The sequence below is a fragment of the Pseudomonas sp. B21-028 genome, from assembly GCF_024749045.1.
Taxonomy (GTDB): Bacteria; Pseudomonadota; Gammaproteobacteria; order Pseudomonadales; family Pseudomonadaceae; genus Aquipseudomonas.
In genome coordinates, this window is record NZ_CP087184.1 from 1,819,348 (window position 1) to 1,839,510 (window position 20,163).

Annotated in this window: 14 protein-coding genes and 1 pseudogene; 10 read left to right on the forward strand and 5 right to left on the reverse strand. The window is 62.0% G+C overall.

Translation table 11 applies throughout. From position 1 onward, the window contains the following. Nucleotides 1-45 precede the first annotated feature (45 nt). The 3 genes from ngg to mnmC form a co-directional block, all read right to left on the reverse strand. On the reverse strand, nt 46-1,791 hold the full coding sequence (gene ngg / locus LOY35_RS08315) for an N-acetylglutaminylglutamine synthetase (RefSeq protein WP_258631899.1): 1,746 nt from the start codon (nt 1,789-1,791) through the stop codon (nt 46-48). A 3-nt stretch (nt 1,792-1,794) separates the two neighbouring features. Next, entirely contained in the window at nt 1,795-3,567 is a 1,773-nt protein-coding gene (locus LOY35_RS08320; RefSeq protein WP_258631900.1) for an N-acetylglutaminylglutamine amidotransferase, read from the reverse strand. Between the two features lie 272 nt (nt 3,568-3,839). Beyond that, nucleotides 3,840-5,828, reverse strand: coding sequence for a bifunctional tRNA (5-methylaminomethyl-2-thiouridine)(34)-methyltransferase MnmD/FAD-dependent 5-carboxymethylaminomethyl-2-thiouridine(34) oxidoreductase MnmC (gene mnmC / locus LOY35_RS08325; protein WP_258631901.1), 1,989 nt, complete (start codon nt 5,826-5,828; stop codon nt 3,840-3,842). 121 nt (nt 5,829-5,949) lie between these two features. On the opposite strand from mnmC, the gene pap reads away from it, so the two are divergent. Beyond that, nucleotides 5,950-7,443 carry a polyphosphate:AMP phosphotransferase gene (gene pap / locus LOY35_RS08330; RefSeq protein WP_258631902.1) on the forward strand — a complete coding sequence of 498 codons (1,494 nt, stop codon included), beginning with the start codon at nt 5,950-5,952 and terminating at the stop codon, nt 7,441-7,443. A 105-nt stretch (nt 7,444-7,548) separates the two neighbouring features. Beyond that, nucleotides 7,549-8,732: pseudogene (locus tag LOY35_RS08335) on the forward strand (thiolase family protein). Between the two features lie 189 nt (nt 8,733-8,921). Here the strand turns inward: LOY35_RS08335 and LOY35_RS08340 are convergent. After that, nucleotides 8,922-9,119, reverse strand: a complete 198-nt coding sequence (locus tag LOY35_RS08340; protein WP_258631903.1) for a DUF6316 family protein — start codon at nt 9,117-9,119, stop codon at nt 8,922-8,924. Between the two features lie 200 nt (nt 9,120-9,319). Here LOY35_RS08340 and LOY35_RS08345 point away from each other — a divergent pair, with 200 nt between their 5' ends. Beyond that, entirely contained in the window at nt 9,320-10,282 is a 963-nt protein-coding gene (locus LOY35_RS08345; protein ID WP_258631904.1) for a DMT family transporter, read from the forward strand. 124 nt (nt 10,283-10,406) lie between these two features. Here LOY35_RS08345 and LOY35_RS08350 read toward each other — a convergent pair whose 3' ends face one another. Beyond that, nucleotides 10,407-11,801, reverse strand: coding sequence for a class II fumarate hydratase (locus LOY35_RS08350; protein WP_258631905.1), 1,395 nt, complete (start codon nt 11,799-11,801; stop codon nt 10,407-10,409). 168 nt (nt 11,802-11,969) lie between these two features. On the opposite strand from LOY35_RS08350, the gene LOY35_RS08355 reads away from it, so the two are divergent. The 7 genes from LOY35_RS08355 to LOY35_RS08385 all read left to right on the forward strand — a co-directional run bounded on the left by LOY35_RS08355 (nt 11,970) and on the right by LOY35_RS08385 (nt 20,057). Next, a complete protein-coding gene (locus LOY35_RS08355) occupies nt 11,970-12,497 on the forward strand; it encodes a DUF2059 domain-containing protein (RefSeq protein ID WP_258631906.1) in 528 nt (175 codons plus the stop codon). Nucleotides 12,498-12,509: 12 nt separating this feature from the next. Further along, nucleotides 12,510-12,809, forward strand: a complete 300-nt coding sequence (locus LOY35_RS08360; protein WP_041024552.1) for a BolA family transcriptional regulator — start codon at nt 12,510-12,512, stop codon at nt 12,807-12,809. Between the two features lie 347 nt (nt 12,810-13,156). Then, nucleotides 13,157-14,098, forward strand: a complete 942-nt coding sequence (locus LOY35_RS08365; protein ID WP_258631907.1) for a rhodanese-related sulfurtransferase — start codon at nt 13,157-13,159, stop codon at nt 14,096-14,098. A gap of 36 nt (nt 14,099-14,134) precedes the next feature. Next, on the forward strand, nt 14,135-14,737 hold the full coding sequence (locus LOY35_RS08370; RefSeq protein ID WP_258633513.1) for a DsbA family protein: 603 nt from the start codon (nt 14,135-14,137) through the stop codon (nt 14,735-14,737). After that, nucleotides 14,730-16,556: an ABC transporter ATP-binding protein gene (locus LOY35_RS08375; protein WP_258631908.1), complete on the forward strand. Its 1,827-nt coding sequence runs from the start codon at nt 14,730-14,732 to the stop codon at nt 16,554-16,556. The genes LOY35_RS08370 and LOY35_RS08375 overlap by 8 nt, the downstream gene beginning before the upstream one ends. A 190-nt stretch (nt 16,557-16,746) precedes the next feature. Continuing rightward, nucleotides 16,747-19,206 carry an EAL domain-containing protein gene (locus LOY35_RS08380; protein WP_258631909.1) on the forward strand — a complete coding sequence of 820 codons (2,460 nt, stop codon included), beginning with the start codon at nt 16,747-16,749 and terminating at the stop codon, nt 19,204-19,206. 80 nt (nt 19,207-19,286) lie between these two features. Continuing rightward, nucleotides 19,287-20,057: a TenA family transcriptional regulator gene (locus LOY35_RS08385; protein ID WP_408981194.1), complete on the forward strand. Its 771-nt coding sequence runs from the start codon at nt 19,287-19,289 to the stop codon at nt 20,055-20,057. The last annotated feature ends 106 nt before the right edge of the window (nt 20,058-20,163 follow it).

Here is a 20,163-nt window from a genome sequence, read left to right on the forward strand (position 1 = left end):
CGATCGTTCCCACGCGGAGCGTGGGAACGATCGGTACACTGAGTGTCAGGCCACCCCCTGGCTATGGGGAAACAACAGGTCCACAAAGCGCTCGGCAGTGGGTTGTGGTTCGTGGTTGGCCAGGCCGGCGCGCTCGTTGGCTTCGATGAACACGTATCCGGGTTGATCAGCGGCCGGTACCAGCAGGTCGAGGCCGACCATGGGGATGTCCAGGGCGCGCGCCGCGCGTACCGCCGCATCGGCCAGGGTCGGATGAAGAATACCGGTGACATCTTCCAGGACGCCGCCCGTATGAAGGTTCGCGGTGCGTCGTACGAACAGATGCTCGCCGGCCGGCAGCACACTGTCGTAGTCATACCCCGCGGCACATAGCGTGCGCTGGGTTTCGGCGTCCATTGGAATCTTGCTTTCTCCTCCGGTGGCCGCTTGCCGTCGACGGCTCTGGGCCTCGATCAGGGCGCCGATGGTGTGCTGGCCGTCGCCGATGACTTCCGCGGGACGCCTGATCGCCGCGGCCACCACTTCGAAGTTGATCACCAGGATGCGTAGGTCGAGCCCTTCGTGAAAGCTTTCCAGCAACACTCGGCTGTCGAACTGCCGGGCCGCTTCGATGGCGCTCTGCACCTCTTCGATGGTGCGCAGGTCCACCGCCACGCCCTGGCCCTGTTCACCGTCCAGCGGCTTGACCACCACCCGTTCGTGTTCATCGAGAAACGCCAGGTTGTCGTCGGCATTGCCCGCCAACTGTTGCGCCGGCAGGTTCAGGCCGGCGTTCTTCAGCACTTTATGGGTCAGGCTCTTGTTCTGGCACAAGGTCATGCTGATGGCGCTGGTCAGGTCACTCAGGGATTCGCGACACCGTACCCGGCGGCTGCCATGGATCAGGGTGAACAACCCGCCTTCGGCATCGTTCACCTGCACTTCGATGCCCCGGCGGTGCGCCTCCTCGACGATGATCCGCGCATAAGGATTGAACTGGGCCTCGGGTCCTGGTCCCAGGAACAGCGGCTGATTGATGCCGTTCTTGCGCTTGATGGCGAAGGTCGAAAGGTTGCGGAAACCGAGCTTGGCGTAGAGATTCTTGGCCAGGCGATTGTCATGCAGCACCGACAGGTCGAGGTAACTCAAGCCACGGCTCATGAAGTGTTCGATGAGATGACGTACCAGCACTTCTCCGACACCGGGCCGTGAACACTGCGGGTCCACCGCCAGACACCAGAGGCTGCTGCCATTTTCCGGATCGTTGAAGGCTTTCTGGTGATTGAGGCCCATGACGCTGCCAATGACTGCGCCGCTGTCATCGTCTTCGGCCAGCCAGTAGACCGGCCCGCCCTGATGGCGCGGCGTCAAGCGCTGGGGATCGATCGGCAGCATGCCGCGGGCCTGGTAGAGCTGGTTGATGGCTTGCCAATCGGTGTCGTTCTGGGCCCGGCGAATCCGGAAGCCGCGAAACACCCGCGTGGCTTGCCGATAGTCGCTGAACCAAAGGCGCAGCGTGTCGGAAGGGTCGAGGAACAATTGCGCCGGCTCCAGCCCCAGCACTTGCTGGGGGGCCGCGACGTACAGGGCAATGTCACGTTCGCCGGGTTGTTCGTTGAGCAGTTCCTGGCCTAGGGTCGCCGGGTCCGGGAAGGTATGGCCGATCAGCAATCGGCCCCAACCACAATGCACCGCAATGGGATCGGCGCCCAATTCGCTGCCGTCTACCGCCAGGCGCGCCTGCAAGCGTTCATACGAAGGCGCCTGGCCGCGCAGCAGCCGTTGGTTGTGAAGCGTCGTGTGGGGTTTCATCGATCAGATTCCTTGCTCGCTGAGCCACAGGTTCAGCGCCGCCAGTTGCCACAGGCGGGAGCCGCGCAGCGGGGTAAGCTGGCCGTTGGGGTCGGTGAGCAAGCGGTCGAGCATGGCCGGGTTGAACAGGCCGCGATCCTGGCTCGGGTCCAGCAGCAGTTCGCGGACCCAGGCCAGGGTGTTGCCTTCCAGGTGCTTGAGGCCCGGCACCGGGAAATAGCCTTTCTTGCGATCGATCACTTCGCCGGGAATCACCCGCCGGGCGGCTTCCTTGAGGACTTGCTTGCCGCCATCGGGCAACTTGAATTTCGCCGGAACCCGGGCCGAGAGTTCCACCAGCCGGTAATCCAGGAACGGCGTGCGGGCTTCCAGGCCCCAAGCCATGGTCATGTTGTCGACACGCTTGACCGGGTCGTCCACCAGCATCACGGTGCTGTCCAGGCGCAAGGCTTTATCCACCGCCGCATCGGCGCCCGGTTGGGCAAAATGCTCTTTGACGAAGTCACCGGCGGCGTCGTTGGCCGTCAGCCATTTCGGCTGCACCGTGGCGGCGTATTCCTCGTAGCTGCGGTCGAAGAACGCCGCGCGATAGGCCGCGTAGGGATCGCTGGCGCCGTCCACCTGTGGATACCAGTGGTAACCGGCAAACAGCTCGTCGGCACCCTGGCCGCTTTGCACCACTTTGCAATGCTTGGCGACTTCCCGCGACAGCAGGTAAAAAGCGATGCAGTCATGGCTGACCATGGGCTCGCTCATGGCGCGGAAGGCCGCCGGCAGTTGCTCGATGATTTCTTTTTCGTCGATGCGCAGTTGGTGATGGCGGGTGCCGTAGTGCTTGGCGATCAGGTCCGAATACTGGAACTCGTCACCCCGTTCGCCGCCGGCATCCTGAAAACCGATGGAGAACGTGGACAGGTCGTCCACGCCGACTTCACGCAGCAAGCCCACCAGCATGCTCGAGTCCACGCCGCCGGAAAGCAGCACCCCCACATCCACGGCGGCTCGCTGGCGAATGGCAACGGCTTCTCGGGTGCTGTCGAGCACGCGGTCGATCCAGTCTTCCAGGTTCAGGTCCTGCTCATCGGGCCGTGGGCCGTAGGGCAAGGTCCACCAGGTTTTCTGCTCGCTGCTGCCATCGGCTTCAACCCGCATCCAGGTGGCAGGCGGCAGTTTTTCAATGCCGGCCAGCAGAGTACGGGGCGCCGGGACCACGGCGTGGAAATTCAGGTAGTGATTGAGGGCGACCGGGTCGAGCATCGGGCTGATGTCGCCGCCCTTGAGCAGCGCCGGCAACGCCGAGGCAAAGCGCAGGCGCTGGCCGGTACGGGAGAGGTACAAAGGCTTGACGCCGAGACGGTCGCGGGCGATGAACAGGCGCTTGGCATCGCGCTCCCAGATGGCAAAGGCGAACATGCCGTTGAGCTTGGGCAGCAGCGCTTCGCCCCAGGCGTGATAGCCCTTGAGCAACACTTCGGTGTCGCCACCGGAATAAAAGGCGTAGCCCAACGCTTCCAGTTCGGCTCGCAGTTCCGGGTAGTTGTAGATCGCGCCGTTGAAGGCCAGGGACAGGCCCAATTGATTGTCGATCATCGGCTGGGCCGAGGCATCGGACAAGTCCATGATTTTCAGGCGCCGATGGCCCAGGGCAATCGGGCCCTGGCTATGAAAACCCCACGCATCGGGGCCGCGAGGGGCCAGGTGATGGGTCATTCGTTCTACGGCCGCAAGGTCCGCAGGTTGTTGATCGAAACGTAACTCTCCAGCTAATCCGCACATAAGTCCTTACCGGTTTTTCCGTTGGGGAGGGGGCAAACGGTACACGCCGAAATGGCGGGTACCCTGGAACTGACCGATGGGATTGCCGTGAGTTTTAGATCGATGCGTTATAAGCCGATCGGCGGGCACGGCTTGGCAGGGGGGCGCAGGGACCCTGTGGGAGCGAGCCGGCTCGCGATGGCGGCGATACAGCCAACATTGATGCAAGCTGACTCATCGCTATCGCGAGCAGGCTCGCTCCCACAGGTGTTGACGGTGGATGTTCAGCTGCGTCAGGCCTTGCCGCGAATCAATGCCCGCAGGGCAAAGCGGTTCGGATGGCAGGCTTCGGCCACGCTGCGGGGCAGTGGCAGGGGTTCGTTGTCCAGCCAGGCGGCGATCAGTTCACCGGACAGCGGCGCGGTGATCAGGCCGCGGGAGCCGTGGCCGCTGTTGACGTACAGGCCATCGAGCCAGGGGCAAGGGCTGTCCGGGACCTGACGGGCATCTTTGCTCAGGGCGTGATACGCCTCGGTAAATGCCCGGCTGTCCGCCAACGGCCCGACAATCGGCAGATAGTCCGGGCTGGTGCAACGGAACGCCACACGGCCGTCGAGCTGCTCCGGATCCAGGATGCCGGCGTCCAGGCGGTTCACCAGGTCCAGAGAGATTTCTTCGAGCATTTGCAGGTTGCCGGCGTGTTCGGCGGCGGTGGGCGTCAAGTCATCGCTCTTGAAGTCGAAACTGGCGCCCAGGGTGTGTTCGCCCATTCGCGGCGGGGCCACGTAGCCTTCGGCGCAGACCACCGTGCGCAGGCCCTGGCTGCGGTCGGTCTGCGGCAGACGGGTGATTTGCCCGCGTATGCGCTTGAGGGGCAGGTCGGCGGCCGCTTCGAAACGCTTGATCTCGGCGGCGCTGGCGAGGATCGCCACCGGGGCGCTGGCCACGCAACGTTCGCCATCCCAGGCTTGCCACTGGCCATCGACGCGGCGCAGATCCAGCACTTCATGGTGAGGCAACACTTCGACCAACGGGCCTGAGGCCTGCCATCGGCACAGCGCCGGCGGATGTACCCAACCCCCTTCAGGGTAGAACAGACCGCCACAGGCCAGGCCGATACCGGACAGCGCCTCGGCTTCGGGTTGCTCCATTGTGTGCAGCAGATCGGCCGGGAACGCGGCGGCCAGTTGCGCCTGGCGCTCGGCTTCCTTGTGGTTGAAGGCCAACTGCAAGACACCGCAGCCGTCCCAGTCCATGCCCCGTTGCAGGTGTTCCAGCAAGCGCCGGGTGTAGCCGAAACCGCTGAGGATCATCTGCGACAACGCCGTGCCGTGGGCGGACAGCTTGAGGTACAACACCCCCTGGGGGTTGCCCGACGCTTCCTCGGCCAACCCGGCATGCCGCTCCAGCAAGGTGACCTGCCAGCCACGGGCCGCGAGGCTCGCCGCGCTGGCGCAACCGGCCAGCCCTCCGCCGATCACCAGGGCCCGGCGCTCGCCGGTGGGCGGTGCGGGGCGGGCGTACCAGGGTTTTGCCGGGAGGGGGGCGGGCTGTTCCTGTGATTCCGGCCAGCCGAGGAACACGCCCCGCAGGATTTCCCATTTATGCCCGATGCCCGGTGTGCGCTTCATCTTGAAGCCCGCCGCGTTTAACAATCGCCGCACCCAACCGGTGCTGGTGAAGGTGCTCAGGGTGGCCCCCGGCGCCGCCAGCCGGGCCAGTTCGGCGAACAGCTCGGCGGTCCACATGTCGGGGTTCTTGGCCGGTGCGAAGCCATCCAGGAACCAGGCATCGATGTGTCCGTCCAGTTGCGGCAGCTGCTCCAGGGCATCGCCGATCATCAAGGTCAACGTCACCCGTCCGCCCGCCAGCGTCAGGCGCTGGAAACCCTGATGGATCGCAACGTATTGCTCCAGTAACTGATCGGCCTGAAGCTTGAGTGACGGCCACAGGGCGAGGGCCCGGCGCAGGTCTGGAGGGCTCAAGGGGTATTTTTCGACACTGACAAAATGCAGTCGCGCTCCGGTGGGCGCGCATTGCTCGAACAACTGCCAGGCACAGAGGAAATTCAACCCGGTGCCGAACCCGGTCTCACCGATCACCAGCCGCCCATTGTCCGGCAGCGCGGCGAAGCGCTCGGCCAGGTTGTTCTGTTCAAGGAACACATAGCGGGTTTCTTCCAGACCCGACTGGTCGGAGAAATACACATCGTCGAACACCCGGGAACGGGGCAGACCCTGGTCATCCCAGTCGAGTTGGGCGTGGTGCTGTACGGGGGGCATGGCAGGCTCGGTGAAATCCGGGACGCTATTCTAGCCCGAGGCTGGGTCACTGCGCAGGAGCTCCTACACACCGCGGCATCCAATCCGCTAGTCTTGGCCCAATCCCAGGAAGGAGCTGCCTATGTTCGAATCCGCCGAAATCGGTCACGCCATCGATAAAGACACCTTTGAGGCCGAAGTGCCGGCACTGCGTGAAGCACTGCTCGAAGCCCAGTTCGAGTTGCATCAGCAGAGCCGTTTCCCGGTCATTGTGCTGATCAACGGTATCGAGGGCGCGGGCAAGGGCGAGACGGTGAAGTTGCTCAACGAGTGGATGGACCCGCGGCTGATCGAAGTGCGCACGTTCGACCAGCAGACCGACGAAGAACTGGCCCGGCCACCCGCCTGGCGTTACTGGCGGATGCTGCCGGCCAAGGGGCGCATGGGGATTTTCTTCGGCAACTGGTACAGCCAGATGCTCCAGGGCCGGGTTCACGGCGAGTTCAAGGACCCTCGGCTCGATCAGGCGATCAATGCCGCCGAGCGCCTGGAAAAAATGCTCTGCGATGAAGGCGCACTGATCTTCAAATTCTGGTTTCATCTGTCCAAGAAGCAGATGAAAGCGCGGCTCAAGGGGCTCAAGGATGATCCGTTGCACAGTTGGCGCATCAGTCCGCTGGACTGGCAGCAATCCCAGACCTACGACAAGTTCGTCAAGTACGGCGAGCGGGTGCTGCGCCGGACCAGTCGCGATTACGCGCCGTGGCATGTGATCGAGGGCGTGGACACCTGTTACCGCAGTCTCACCGTGGGCAGGATCCTGCTCGAAGGCATGCGCCAGGCGCTGGACCGGCCGAAGATCAAGCCGGAAAAGGTCAGCGTGGCACCGCTGCCAGCGCTGGATGATCAGATCACCCTGATCGACAGCCTGGACATGACCCTGCGGCTGGACAAGGACGACTATGAGGAACAACTGATCACCGAGCAGGCCCGGTTTGCCGGCTTGCTGCGGGACAAACGCATGCGCCGGCACGCCCTGGTGGCCGTGTTCGAAGGCAATGATGCGGCGGGCAAGGGCGGAGCGATCCGGCGGGTCGCGGCGGCGCTCGATCCGCGCCAGTACAGCATCGTGCCGATTGCCGCGCCCACCGAAGAAGAGCGGGCCCATCCCTACATGTGGCGATTCTGGCGGCATATTCCGGCGCGGGGCAAATTCACCGTATTCGACCGTTCCTGGTATGGGCGGGTGTTGGTGGAACGGGTCGAAGGCTTCTGCAGTCGGGCCGACTGGCTGCGGGCTTATGGCGAGATCAATGATTTTGAAGAGCAGATTGCCGACGCCGGCGTGGTGGTGGTCAAGTTCTGGCTGGCCATCGACAAGGAGACTCAGCTCGAGCGCTTCCAGGAGCGCGAGGAAATCCCCTTCAAGCGCTTCAAGATCACCGAGGACGACTGGCGCAACCGTGACAAGTGGGACGCCTACCGGTCGGCGGTGTGCGACATGGTCGACCGCACCAGTACCGAAATATCGCCCTGGACCCTGGTGGAGGCCAATGACAAGCGCTGGGCCCGGGTCAAGGTGTTGCGCACCCTCAATGAGGCGCTGGAGGCGGCGTTCAAGCGCAGCGGGAAGTAACTGGCGATGAGGTCGCATATGCGGGGTGAATGATTGTCGCAGTCGGTTATGCGGTGGATTTATGCTCGATCCATTCTTGACCGCCTACAGCAATGAGGAACAGCCATGCGTGAAGTAGTGATCGTCGACAGCGTACGGACCGGCCTGGCCAAGTCGTTTCGCGGCAAGTTCAACATGACCCGCCCGGACGACATGGCGGCCCATTGCGTCAACGCACTGTTGACGCGCAATGACATCGACCCGGCCAGTGTCGAAGACTGCATTGTCGGTGCCGGCTCCAACGAGGGGGCACAGGGCTACAACATCGGCCGTAATGTGGCGGTGCTTTCCCACCTGGGCATCGGCACCGCCGGCATGACCCTCAACCGCTTCTGTTCCTCGGGCCTGCAAGCCATCGCTATTGCCGCCAACCAGATCGCCTCCGGGTGCAGCGAGATCATCGTCGCCGGGGTGTGGAATCCATCAGCCTGACGATGAAAAGCGTCAATACCGACAACTTGATCAACCCGCTGCTTCAGGAGCAGATACCCGGGATCTATTTCCCCATGGGCCAGACCGCCGAGATCGTCGCCCGCCGTTACCAGGTCAGCCGCGAGGCGCAGGACCGCTATGCCTTGCAGAGCCAGCAACGCCTTGCCCGGGCCCAGGCGGCAGGGCTGTTCGAAGACGAGATCGTACCGATGGCGGTCAAGTACAAGGTGGAGGATAAAAATACCGGTGCCGTGCAGATGCTTGATGGCGTGGTCGACCGTGACGATTGCAACCGCCCGGACACCACCTACGAAAGCCTGGCCGGCCTGAAGCCGGTGTTCGCCGAAGACGGTTCGGTGACGGCGGGCAACTCATCGCAACTGTCCGATGGCGCCTCGATGACTTTGGTGATGAGCCTGGAAAAGGCCCTGGCGCTGGGGCTCAAGCCCAAGGCGTTTTTCCGCGGCTTCACTGTGGCCGGTTGCGCGCCGGACGAAATGGGCATCGGTCCGGTGTTCTCGGTGCCGAAACTGCTCAAGGCCAAGGGATTGCGGGTCGCTGATATTGATATGTGGGAGCTCAACGAGGCGTTCGCGTCCCAGTGCCTGTACAGCCGTGATCGCCTGGAAATCGACAATGAGAAATACAATGTCAATGGCGGCTCGATTGCCATCGGCCATCCATTCGGCATGACCGGCTCGCGCCAGGTCGGCCATCTGGTGCGAGAGCTGCAACGGCGCAAGTTGCGCTACGGCATCGTCACCATGTGCGTGGGCGGCGGGATGGGGGCGACAGGGTTGTTCGAGGCGGTGCGTTAAACACGAAGCCGAGGAAAGACACTATTTGTGGCGAGGGGATTTATCCCCGCTGGGCTGCGTAGCAGCCCCAAAACCAGGCGACTCGGTGTATCAGGTAGATTGAGTCAGCTGTGATAGGGCTGCTACGCAGCCCAGCGGGATAAACTCCTCACCCCAGATAAATCCCCTCGTCGCAGGCTGAGCGGTGGTTCAGCTGGCGATCTCAAGCGCCTTCTGCATCCGCTCGATATACGCCGCGACTTCTTGCTCCGCGGCCTCGCGGTTGGCAAACGGTCCTTCCTGGGTGCCTTCCCGGGTACTGAAATAGAATTCACCGTTTATCCGGCAGATCCGGTCACTGGGAAAGACCATCGCAGGGGCGAGGTCCTGGGCGCGTTTGCCAAGCATGGGGGCTCCAAGAAACGTAGAAATCGGTTGAGTGAAGTTTATTCGTTGGCATCAAATGGCGCTTGGCCAGCCGATAGGCGGCAATGTGCCACCTTCCCTTTCCGCGAACGACCTTTGAACTGTTAGTGCGTAACTGTCCCTGTGTCGCCGAGCCATCTCCCACTAGAATAGTCGCTCTTTTCTTGAGCCTCGGGGATTGCATGCACATTTCGTCCGGTCGCTGGGTCTATGGCCTGTTTCTCGCCCTGTTGACCGCCCTGTTGTGGGGAATCCTGCCGATCAAGCTCAAGCAGGTGTTGCAGGTGATGGACCCGGTCACCGTGACCTGGTTTCGCTTGCTGGTGTCCGGCGGCTTGCTGTTCATTTATCTGGCTGCCACCCGACGCCTGCCCAGCCGCAAGGTGCTCGGTCCGCGGGGTGGCTGGTTGGTGGCGATGGCGGTGCTGGGGCTGGTGGGCAACTATGTGCTGTACCTGATGGGCCTGAATCGCTTGAGCCCCGGCACCGCGCAGCTGGTGGTGCAGATGGGACCGATCCTGCTGCTGGTCGCCAGCCTCTTTGTGTTCAAGGAACGTTTCAGCCTGGGGCAGGGGATTGGCCTGCTGGTGCTGCTGATCGGCTTCACGCTGTTTTTCAACCAGCGCCTCGCCGAGTTGCTGACCTCCCTGAGCCAATACACCACCGGGGTCTTGATGGTGTTGCTGGCGTCGGCGGTCTGGACGTTCTACGCCTTGGGCCAGAAGCAGTTGTTGACGGTGTGGAATTCGTTACAGGTGATGATGGTGATCTACCTGTTCTGCGCGTTGCTGCTCACGCCGTGGGTCCATCCGCTGGAAGCGCTGCAGCTGAGCCCGCTGCAAGGCTGGCTGTTGTTTGCCTGCTGCCTCAACACCCTGATTGCCTACGGCGCATTTGCCGAAGCCCTGGCCCACTGGGAAGCCTCACGGGTCAGCGCGACCCTGGCGATCACGCCGCTGGTGACCTTCGCGGCGGTGGCCGTGGCTGCGTGGTGGTGGCCCGACTATGTGCATGCCGAGCAGATCAATCTGTTGGGGTATGGCGGGGCGGTGCTGGTGGTGGTGGGGTCGGCGCTGGTGGCGTTGGGGCCTTCGCTGATGGCCGGGCTGAGGGCCCGGCGTGAGCGGTTGGCTTTAGGGCGATAGCGGCCTTATCGCGAGCAGGCTCGCTCCCACAAGGAGCCCCGGTCGACCCCAGGATTTGAATACCCTGAAGATCCCCTGTGGGAGCGAGCCTGCTCGCGAAGGCTCGCTCCCTGTCAACCAGGACTCAGCCCTGGCTACCGGCTTCCAGCATGTTTTCCGGCCGCACCCAGGCATCGAACTCCTCATCGGTCAGGTAGCCCAGCTGCAACGCTGCCTCGCGCAGGGTCAGCCCTTCGCTGTAGGCCTTCTTGGCGATCTCGGCGGACTTGTCGTAGCCGATATGCGGGTTCAACGCCGTCACCAGCATCAACCCGCGCTCCAGGTGCGCCGCCATCTGCTCGCCATCGGGTTGGAGCCCGGCGATGCAGTGTTGCTGGAAGTTGCTGCAGCCGTCGGCCAGCAGCCGGATCGATTGCAGCAGGTTGTGGATGATCACCGGCTTGAACACGTTCAGTTGCAGATGGCCCTGGCTGGCGGCAAAGCCGATGGTCACGTCATTGCCCATGACCTGGCAAGCCAGCATCGACAAGGCTTCGCACTGGGTCGGGTTGACCTTGCCGGGCATGATGGAACTGCCTGGCTCGTTGGCCGGCAATTTCACTTCGGCGAAGCCGGCTCGCGGCCCGGAGCCCAGCAGGCGCAGGTCATTGGCGATTTTCATCAAGGTCACGGCCAGGGTTTTCAGCGCGCCGGACAGCGTGGTCAGGGGCTCGTGCCCCGCCAGCGCTGCAAACTTGTTCGGCGCGGTGACGAACGGCAGACCGGACAGCGCTGCCAGTTCTGCGGCAATCGCTTCGCCGAAACCGTGGGGCGAATTGAGCCCGGTGCCGACCGCCGTGCCGCCCTGGGCCAGTTCGCAGACCGCCGGCAACGCGGCACGGATCGCCCGTTCGGCATAGTCGAGCTGGGCAATGAAGGCTGACAGTTCCTGGCCAAAGGTGATCGGCGTGGCATCCATCATGTGGGTGCGGCCGGTCTTGACCAGTTTCATGTGGCGCGCCGCCAGTTCCGCCAGTCCGCCGGACAATTCGCTGACGGCCGGCAACAATTGCTGATGGACGGCCTGGGCGGCGGCGATGTGCATGGCCGTGGGGAAGCAGTCGTTGGAACTCTGGGAGCGGTTGACGTGATCGTTCGGGTGCACCGGGGTCTTGCCGCCGCGGGGGTTGCCCGCCAGCTCGTTGGCGCGCCCGGCGATCACTTCGTTGACGTTCATGTTGCTCTGGGTGCCGCTACCGGTCTGCCAGACCACCAGCGGGAATTGATCGTCGTGCTGGCCGGCCAGTACTTCATCGGCGGCTTGTTCGATCAGCCGGGCGATGTCGGCGGGCAAGTCGCCATTGCGGTCGTTGACCCGCGCGGCGGCTTTCTTGATCAGCGCCAGGGCATGCAGCACCGACAGCGGCATACGTTCGTTACCGATGGCGAAGTTGATCATGGAACGCTGAGTCTGGGCGCCCCAGTAGGCGTCCTCCGGGACTTCAACCTGGCCAAGGCTGTCGGTTTCGATACGGCTCATTGGGTCAAACTCCTGATAGGTCTGAATGCGCAGTTTAGGCCCTGTCGGGCGGTACCGGTTCCGTCCGTCAATCGGGACTGATAAGCACCGGGGTTGAGGCCTGGCGTTTGTTAGGCGCAGAATGGTCGCCCTTGGGGTTCTACCTCGCCAGTTAGATAAGGAAACTCGATGACCCGTCTTCGCGCCATCTGTACCGCAGTTGCTCTGGTGTGTGCCAGCGGCCCTGTTCTCGCCGATACCGCCAGTCACAATGCCAGCGCCGAAGCGTTCCTGACCCTGGCACACGCTGACAAACTGGGCACCCCGGTGTACATGCAGGTGCAACAGATGTTCGCCCAGCGCTTCGAACAGACCAAGGCTCCCGAGTCGAAGAAAGCCACTCTGGAAACCTATCAGGCCAAGGCCAACACCGCGCTTGACCAGGCCATCGGCTGGAACAAGCTCAAACCGGACATGGTCAAGCTCTACACTACCAACTTCAGCGAGTCGGAGCTCAAGGATCTGGTGGCTTTCTACCAGTCGCCCCTGGGCAAGAAAGTCCTGGAGAAAATGCCCCAGCTGACCCAGCAGTCGGCCCAACTGACCCAGGCCAAGCTGGAAAGCGCCGTGCCGGTGGTGAACAAGCTACTGGCGGACATGACCGCCGAGCTCGAGCCGAAATCCGCTGCGCCTGCACCAGCCAAGAAAAAGCCGTAAGCGGAGCCAGGTATGAGCATGCAACAACGCATCGAATCAACGCTCGGCCTCCTGCAGCCCGAGCACCTGCAAGTGCTGGATGAAAGCCACATGCACAGCCGTGGGCTACAGACCCACTTCAAGGCAGTGGTGGTGAGCCGACAGTTCGAGGGGCTCAATCGGGTCAAGCGCCACCAGAAGGTCTACGGCACGCTGGGTGAGCTGATGGGCGAATTCCATGCGTTGGCGCTGCACACCTACACCCCCGAGGAGTGGGCACAGATCGACGCCGCCCCGGCTTCGCCGACCTGTGCTGGTGGCAGCAAGCACTGATTGACGGGAGTCGTGTGCTTTTGTGGCGAGGGGATTTATCTGCGGTGAGAGGATTTATCTGTGGTGAGGGGATTTATCTGTGGCGAGGGGATTTATCCCCGTTGGGCTGCGAAGCAGCCCTAAATCCAGCCACCCGATGTATCAGCTCCGATTGAGTCGTTGCCGTTGGGCCTGCTTCGCAGTCCAGCGGGGATAAATCCCCTCGCCACAGAGATTTGTATCAAGCCGGGGCATCCCAGTCCTGCAATGCCAATGTTTTTTGCTAGAATCCGCACCGCGCCCTGCAAGGGCGCGTTTTTTTGCATCCGGTTCACCCCTTACGAGGGTAGCCACCTGGAGAAATACCCATGACACAACCCATTGTCGTGGCGGCACTGTATAAGTTCGTCACCCTGGAAGACTACGTCGAGCTGCGTGAGCCCTTGCTCAAGGCGATGCTCGATAACGGTATCAAAGGCACCCTGCTGATCGCCGAAGAAGGCATCAACGGCACGGTCTCCGGCACCCGCGAAGGCATCGACGGTTTGCTGGCCTGGCTCAAGAACGACCCGCGCATGATCGACATCGATCACAAGGAGTCGTACTGCGACGAGCAGCCGTTCTACCGCACCAAGGTCAAGCTCAAGAAGGAAATCGTCACCCTCGGCGTCGAGGGCGTGGATCCGAACAAGCAGGTCGGCACCTATGTCGAACCCCAGGACTGGAACGCGCTGATCAGCGATCCGGAAGTGTTGCTGATCGATACCCGCAACGATTACGAAGTGTCCATCGGGACCTTCGAAGGCGCAATTGATCCCAAGACCACCAGCTTTCGCGAATTCCCCGACTACATCAAGGCCAACTTCGACCCGGCCAGGCACAAGAAGGTCGCGATGTTCTGCACCGGCGGCATCCGCTGTGAGAAAGCTTCCAGCTACATGCTCAGCCAGGGCTTCGACGAAGTTTTCCACCTCAAGGGTGGCATCCTGAAATACCTCGAAGAGGTTCCCCGGGAGGAAACCAAATGGCGCGGCGACTGCTTCGTGTTCGATAACCGTGTGACCGTTCGCCACGATCTCAGCGAAGGCGACTACGATCAATGTCATGCGTGCCGTACACCGGTGAGCGTGGAAGATCGCGCTTCGGAGCACTATGTGCCGGGCATCAGTTGCCCGCATTGCTGGGACAAGCTGAGCGAGAAGACCCGCCGCAGTGCCATCGACCGGCAAAAGCAGATCGAATTGGCCAAGGCTCGCAACATGCCGCACCCGATCGGCTACAACTACAAGCAATCATCCTCCGAGGCCTGAATCATGCCGCCACGCCTGCTGTATGTCATGGACCCGATGTGTTCCTGGTGCTGGGGCTTCGCGCCGGTGGCCGAAGCACTGGTCGAGCAGGCGCGGGCCCAGGGCGTGGAGCTGCATCTGGTGGTGGGCGGTTTGCGCACGGGCAGCGGTTCGGCCCTGGAGCCCACTACCCGGCGTTACATCCTTGAGCACTGGCAGGCTGTCACCCAGGCCACGGGCCAGCCGTTCAAGCTGGAGGGCGCGTTGCCGGACGGTTTCGTCTATGACACCGAGCCGGCCTGCCGGGCGGTGGTGACGGCCCGTAGCCTGGCGCCGGACTTGGCCTGGAAGCTGCTGAAACTGATCCAGCAAGCTTTTTATGTGCAAGGTCGCGACGTGACCCATGCCAGCGTTCTGGTGGAACTGGCCGAACAGGCCGGCCTGCCACGCATCGAGTTTGCCGCGGCATTCGACAGCGCCGAGCAACATGCGGCCACTGCGGCGGATTTCACCTGGGTGCAGGATCTCGGCATTGCCGGGTTCCCCACGCTACTGGCCGAGCGCGACGGCCAATTGGCCCTGCTTACCAACGGTTACCAGCCCTTGAGTCAACTGTCTCCATTGCTTGGCCGCTGGCTGGAGCGGGCGGCCTGTGCCTGATCTGCCGGATGGCGACTCGGAGCCACAGCGCGTCGATCGATTGAGCTGGGCGGAAATCCGTCGCCTGGCCCTCAAACATAAGAAAGCCCTGTGGATAGCCAACGGCGTGGCCGTGCTGGCGACGCTGTGCAGCGTGCCGATCCCCTTGCTGTTGCCATTGTTGGTGGACGAAGTATTGCTGGGGCGTGGCGACGCCGCCTTGAAGGTGATGAACCACGCCTTGCCGACGGCTTGGCAAAGTGCGGCCGGCTATATCGGGCTGATGCTGCTGGTGACCCTGACCCTTCGATGCGGGGCGTTGCTGTTCAACGTGCTACAGGCACGCTTGTTTGCCAGGCTCGCCAAAGACATTGTCTATCGCATCCGTATCCGCCTGATCGAGCGTCTCAAGCGTATTTCCCTGGGGGAATACGAGAGCCTGGGCAGCGGCACCGTGGCCGCTCATCTGGTCACCGACCTGGACACCCTCGATAAATTCGTTGGCGAAACCCTCAGCCGTTTCCTGGTAGCGATGCTGACGCTGGTGGGCACCGCCGGCATCCTGATGTGGATGCACTGGAAACTGGCGCTGCTGATCCTGTTGTTCAATCCATTGGTGATCTATGCCACGGTGCAGTTGGGCAAGCGGGTCAAGCACCTCAAAAAACTTGAGAACGACAGCACCTCGCGCTTCACCCAGGCCTTGACCGAAACCCTGGACGCGATCCAGGAAGTGCGTGCCGGTAACCGCCAGGGCTTTTTCCTTGGACGCCTGGGCCAGCGCGCCCGGGAGGTGCGCGACTATGCGGTCAATTCCCAGTGGAAAAGCGATGCGTCGGGCCGCGCCAGCGGCTTGCTGTTCCAGTTCGGCATCGACATTTTCCGTGCGGCGGCGATGCTCACCGTGCTGTTTTCCGACCTGTCCATTGGCCAGATGCTGGCGGTGTTCAGCTACCTCTGGTTCATGATCGGTCCCGTGGAACAGCTGTTGAATCTTCAGTACGCCTATTACGCGGCCGGAGGCGCGTTGAGCCGGATCAACGAGCTCCTGGCCCGGGCCGACGAACCGCAGTACACCGGCGGTGTCGACCCGTTCAAGGGCCACGATACCGTGGGCATCGACATCCAGGGCTTGAGCTTCGGTTATGGCGAAGAGCTGGTACTCGACCAGTTGAACCTGTCCATCTCCCCCGGCGAAAAGGTCGCCATCGTTGGCGCCAGCGGTGGCGGCAAGAGCACCCTGGTGCAGCTGTTGTTGGGCCTGTACACGCCGCAGTCGGGCAGCATCCGGTTTGGCGGCGCCACGCAGCAGGAGATCGGCCTGGACACCATCCGCGAAAATGTCGCGGTGGTGCTGCAACATCCTGCTTTGTTCAACGACACGGTGCGGGCCAACCTCTCCATGGGCCGCGACTGCAGTGACGAGGCCTGCTGGCGGGCATTGACCATCGCCCAGCTCGATGCCACGGTGCGCGCGTTGCCCCAGGGGCTGGAGAGCGTGGTCGGGCGTTCCGGGGTGCGGCTGTCCGGCGGGCAGCGTCAACGTCTGGCCATTGCCCGCATGGTTTTGGCCGAGCCGCGGGTGGTGATCCTTGACGAAGCGACCTCCGCGCTGGACGCCGCCACCGAGTACAACCTTCATCAAGCCCTGTCGCGTTTCCTGAACGGGCGCACCACGCTGATCATCGCCCACCGGTTATCCGCCGTGAAACAGGCGGATCGGGTATTGGTGTTCGACGGGGGGCAAATCGCCGAAGACGGCGACCATTTGCAGTTGATTGCCGAGGGTGGACTGTACGCTCGACTCTACGGTCATTTGCAACAGATACAGCAGCCTTGAGTTTCCTGTGATTTTCTGCGCTTAGTATCCAAAAAAATCAGCCAAACGCCCCCGATTTCTTCGAATTTCCACCCAAAGCCTGTCGATCCTTCGATCCAGTCGTTCCAAGGATCGAAAACTGGCCTAGGCTCTGGAATCAGAAGCGGATTTCTCCCGGGTGCTCATTGGTAATGCCTGTGCAAGGGACCTCATGAAGCAAAAGCGGACTCTCGGAACGCCTCGGTTGTTGGGCATCGTCTGGCCCTTCATTGCCGTTGTGCTATTTCAGGCATTGCTTGGAGGTGTCAGCCTCTATGTATTGTCGGCGGTTCGCGGCTATGTCGCGGGGGAAAGCCTCTGGTCCAAGGGGCAGAAAGACGCCATTTACTACCTCAATCTCTATGCCGACAGCCGTGATGAGACAATCTTCCGCAAATACCAGCAAGCCATTGCCGTGCCCGAGGGCGGACATGATCTGCGGGTGGCGCTGGATCGTCAGCCACCGGACCTGGAAGCGGCACGGGCGGGCATCCTTCAAGGAGGAAACCACCCGGACGACGTGTCCAGCCTGATCTGGCTCTATCTGAATTTCCGTCATTTCAGTTACCTGGAAGAGGCCATCGATCTGTGGACGGTGGGCGACGGCTATCTGATCGAGCTGGATAACGTCGCCCGGCAGATGCACGACAGCATTACCGAGGGGACCGCTTCAGAGACCGATATCCGCGGCTGGAAGGCTCGGATCTTTGCCATCAACGACTCCGTGACCCCGGCCGCCAAGGCTTTCAGCGACGCTCTGGGCGAGGGCTCGCGCTTTATCCTGCGCCTGTTGCTGGTGACCAACTTCGCCACTGCTCTGGGGCTGATCGTGCTGGCCTTGTTGCGTACCCACAAGTTGCTGGCCCAGCGACAGGTGTTCGCCAACGCCTTGCAACTGGAGAAGGAGCGGGCGCAGATCACCTTGCAATCCATCGGCGATGGGGTCATCACCACCGATGTCGAAGGCGCCATTGCCTACATGAATCCCGCCGCCGAGGCGATGACCCACTGGAAAGCCGAGCATGCCACCGGCCTGCCCCTGGCCGCGCTGTTCAATCTGCTCGACGACAATGCCCAGACCGAAGGCCTGACGCTGATCGAACACATCCTCAGCGGGCGGCTCGGTGGCGGTAGCGAACATTCCAAACTGATCCAGCGCCTGGATGGCAGCACGGTGTCGGTGACGCTGGTGGGGGCGCCAATCCGCCATGCGGGCAAGGTCAGCGGCGCCGTATTGGTCCTGCACGACATGACCCAGGAGCGCCAGTACATTGCCAACCTGTCATGGCAGGCCACCCATGATGCGCTGACTGGCCTGGCGAACCGCCGGGAATTCGAATACCGGCTCGAGCAGGCCCTGCATAACCTGGCGCGCCAGGCCGGGCGCCATGCCTTGATGTTCCTCGACCTGGACCAGTTCAAACTGGTCAACGACACCTGCGGCCACGCGGCGGGTGACGAATTGTTGCGGCACATCTGCGCATTGCTGCAATCGGGACTGCGAGAAAACGACACCCTGGCCCGGCTGGGCGGGGATGAGTTCGGTATCTTGCTGGAAAATTGTTCGCCGGAGGCCGCCGAGAAAATCGCCGAAGGGCTGCGCCAGACCGTGCAGAACCTGCACTTTGTCTGGAAAGGCCGGCCGTTCGTGACCACCGTGAGCATCGGTCTGGTGCACATTGCCCAGAATCCGACGACCCTGGAGGCGTCCCTGCGCGCCGCCGACATGGCCTGCTACATGGCCAAGGAAAAGGGGCGCAACCGAGTCCAGGTCTACCATGCCGATGATTCGGAGTTGTCCCTGCGTTTCGGTGAGATGGCCTGGGTCCAGCGCTTGCACATGGCCCTGGAGGAAAACCGCTTCTGCCTCTATGCCCAGGAAATTGCCGCGCTGGGGCCGGGCGACCATGGCGGCGGGCACATTGAGATCCTGTTGCGCCTGCACGATGAAGCCGGCCGGATGATTCTGCCGGACAGCTTCATCCCTGCGGCGGAGCGCTATGGCCTGATGACGTCCCTGGACCGTTGGGTGGTGGAGAACGTCTTCAAGATCATCCGCCAGTGCCTGAACGATTCGCGGCAGGGCCCCATGGCCATGTGTGCGATCAATCTGTCAGGCACGACTATCGGAGACCAGGCATTCCTCGACTTCCTGCGTAAACAGTTCGCGGCGTATTCGATTCCGCCGGAAATGATTTGTTTTGAAATTACAGAGACCAGCGCTATTTCGAATTTGGGCAGTGCCATTCGCTTTATCAATGAACTCAAGAGCTTGGGTTGTTACTTTTCGCTGGATGACTTTTGCGCCGGAATGTCTTCATTCGCTTACCTGAAACATTTACCTGTAGACTTCCTGAAGATCGACGGGAGTTTCGTAAAGGATATGCTGGACGACCCGATTAACCGTGCAATGGTCGAGGTGATCAACCACATCGGCCACGTCATGGGTAAGCGCACCATTGCCGAGTTTGTGGAAACTGCCCAGATCGAGCAGGCATTGCTGGAGATTGGAGTGGATTACGCTCAGGGGTATGTCATCGAGCGCCCGCAGTTGTTTACCTGTGACACCTTGCAATGCAGGCCGGCCCGGCCCCAGCCATTGTTATTCAAGGCCCCCGGCACGTTCCGCTGAGCCTCTTGTTGATCCGGAAAAAAATCACAATCAAAAGGAGCCCGACAGTGATCGACACATTCAACCGAACAGGCCCGCTCATGGACGCCAAAAGCTATCCACAATGGGCACAGCAGCTCATTGCCGATTGCGGCGAGAGCAAGCGCCGGGTTGTCGAACACGAGCTGTATCAACGCATGCGCGACAACAAGCTCAGCGCCAAGACCATGCGCCACTACCTCATCGGTGGTTGGCCGGTTGTTGAACAGTTCGCCTTATACATGGCACAGAACCTCACCAAGACCCGCTTTGCCCGCCATCCCGGCGAGGACATGGCCCGTCGTTGGCTGATGCGCAATATCCGTGTCGAACTCAACCACGCCGACTACTGGGTGAACTGGAGCGCCGCCCACGGTGTGACGCTGGAGGATCTGCAGGCACAGCAGGTACCGCCCGAACTCCATGCCTTGAGCCATTGGTGCTGGCATACCAGCTCTTCTGACTCGCTGATCGTGGCAATCGCAGCGACCAACTATGCCATTGAAGGCGCGACCGGGGAGTGGTCGGCGCTGGTGTGTTCCAATGGCATCTACGCGGCGGCCTTCGCCGAGGAAGACCGCAAGCGCGCCATGAAATGGCTGAAGATGCACGCCCAGTACGATGACGCCCACCCGTGGGAAGCGCTGGAAATCATCTGTACGCTGGGGGGCATGAATCCGAGCCAGGCCTTGCAGACCGAACTGCGCCAGGCCGTGTGCAAAAGCTACGACTACATGTACCTGTTTCTTGAGCGTTGCATGCAGCTGGAACAGTCGGAGGCGGCCGGAAAATCGGCATCCCCCCGCGAGCGCCTGGCACTGGCCGGGAGCTGATGCCTAGCTGACCGATGTGGGAGCGAGCTGCTCGCAAAGCGGTCCGGTAGCCAACGGGGAGGTTGGCTGCCGGATCGCTATCGCGAGCAGGCTCGCTCCCACACTC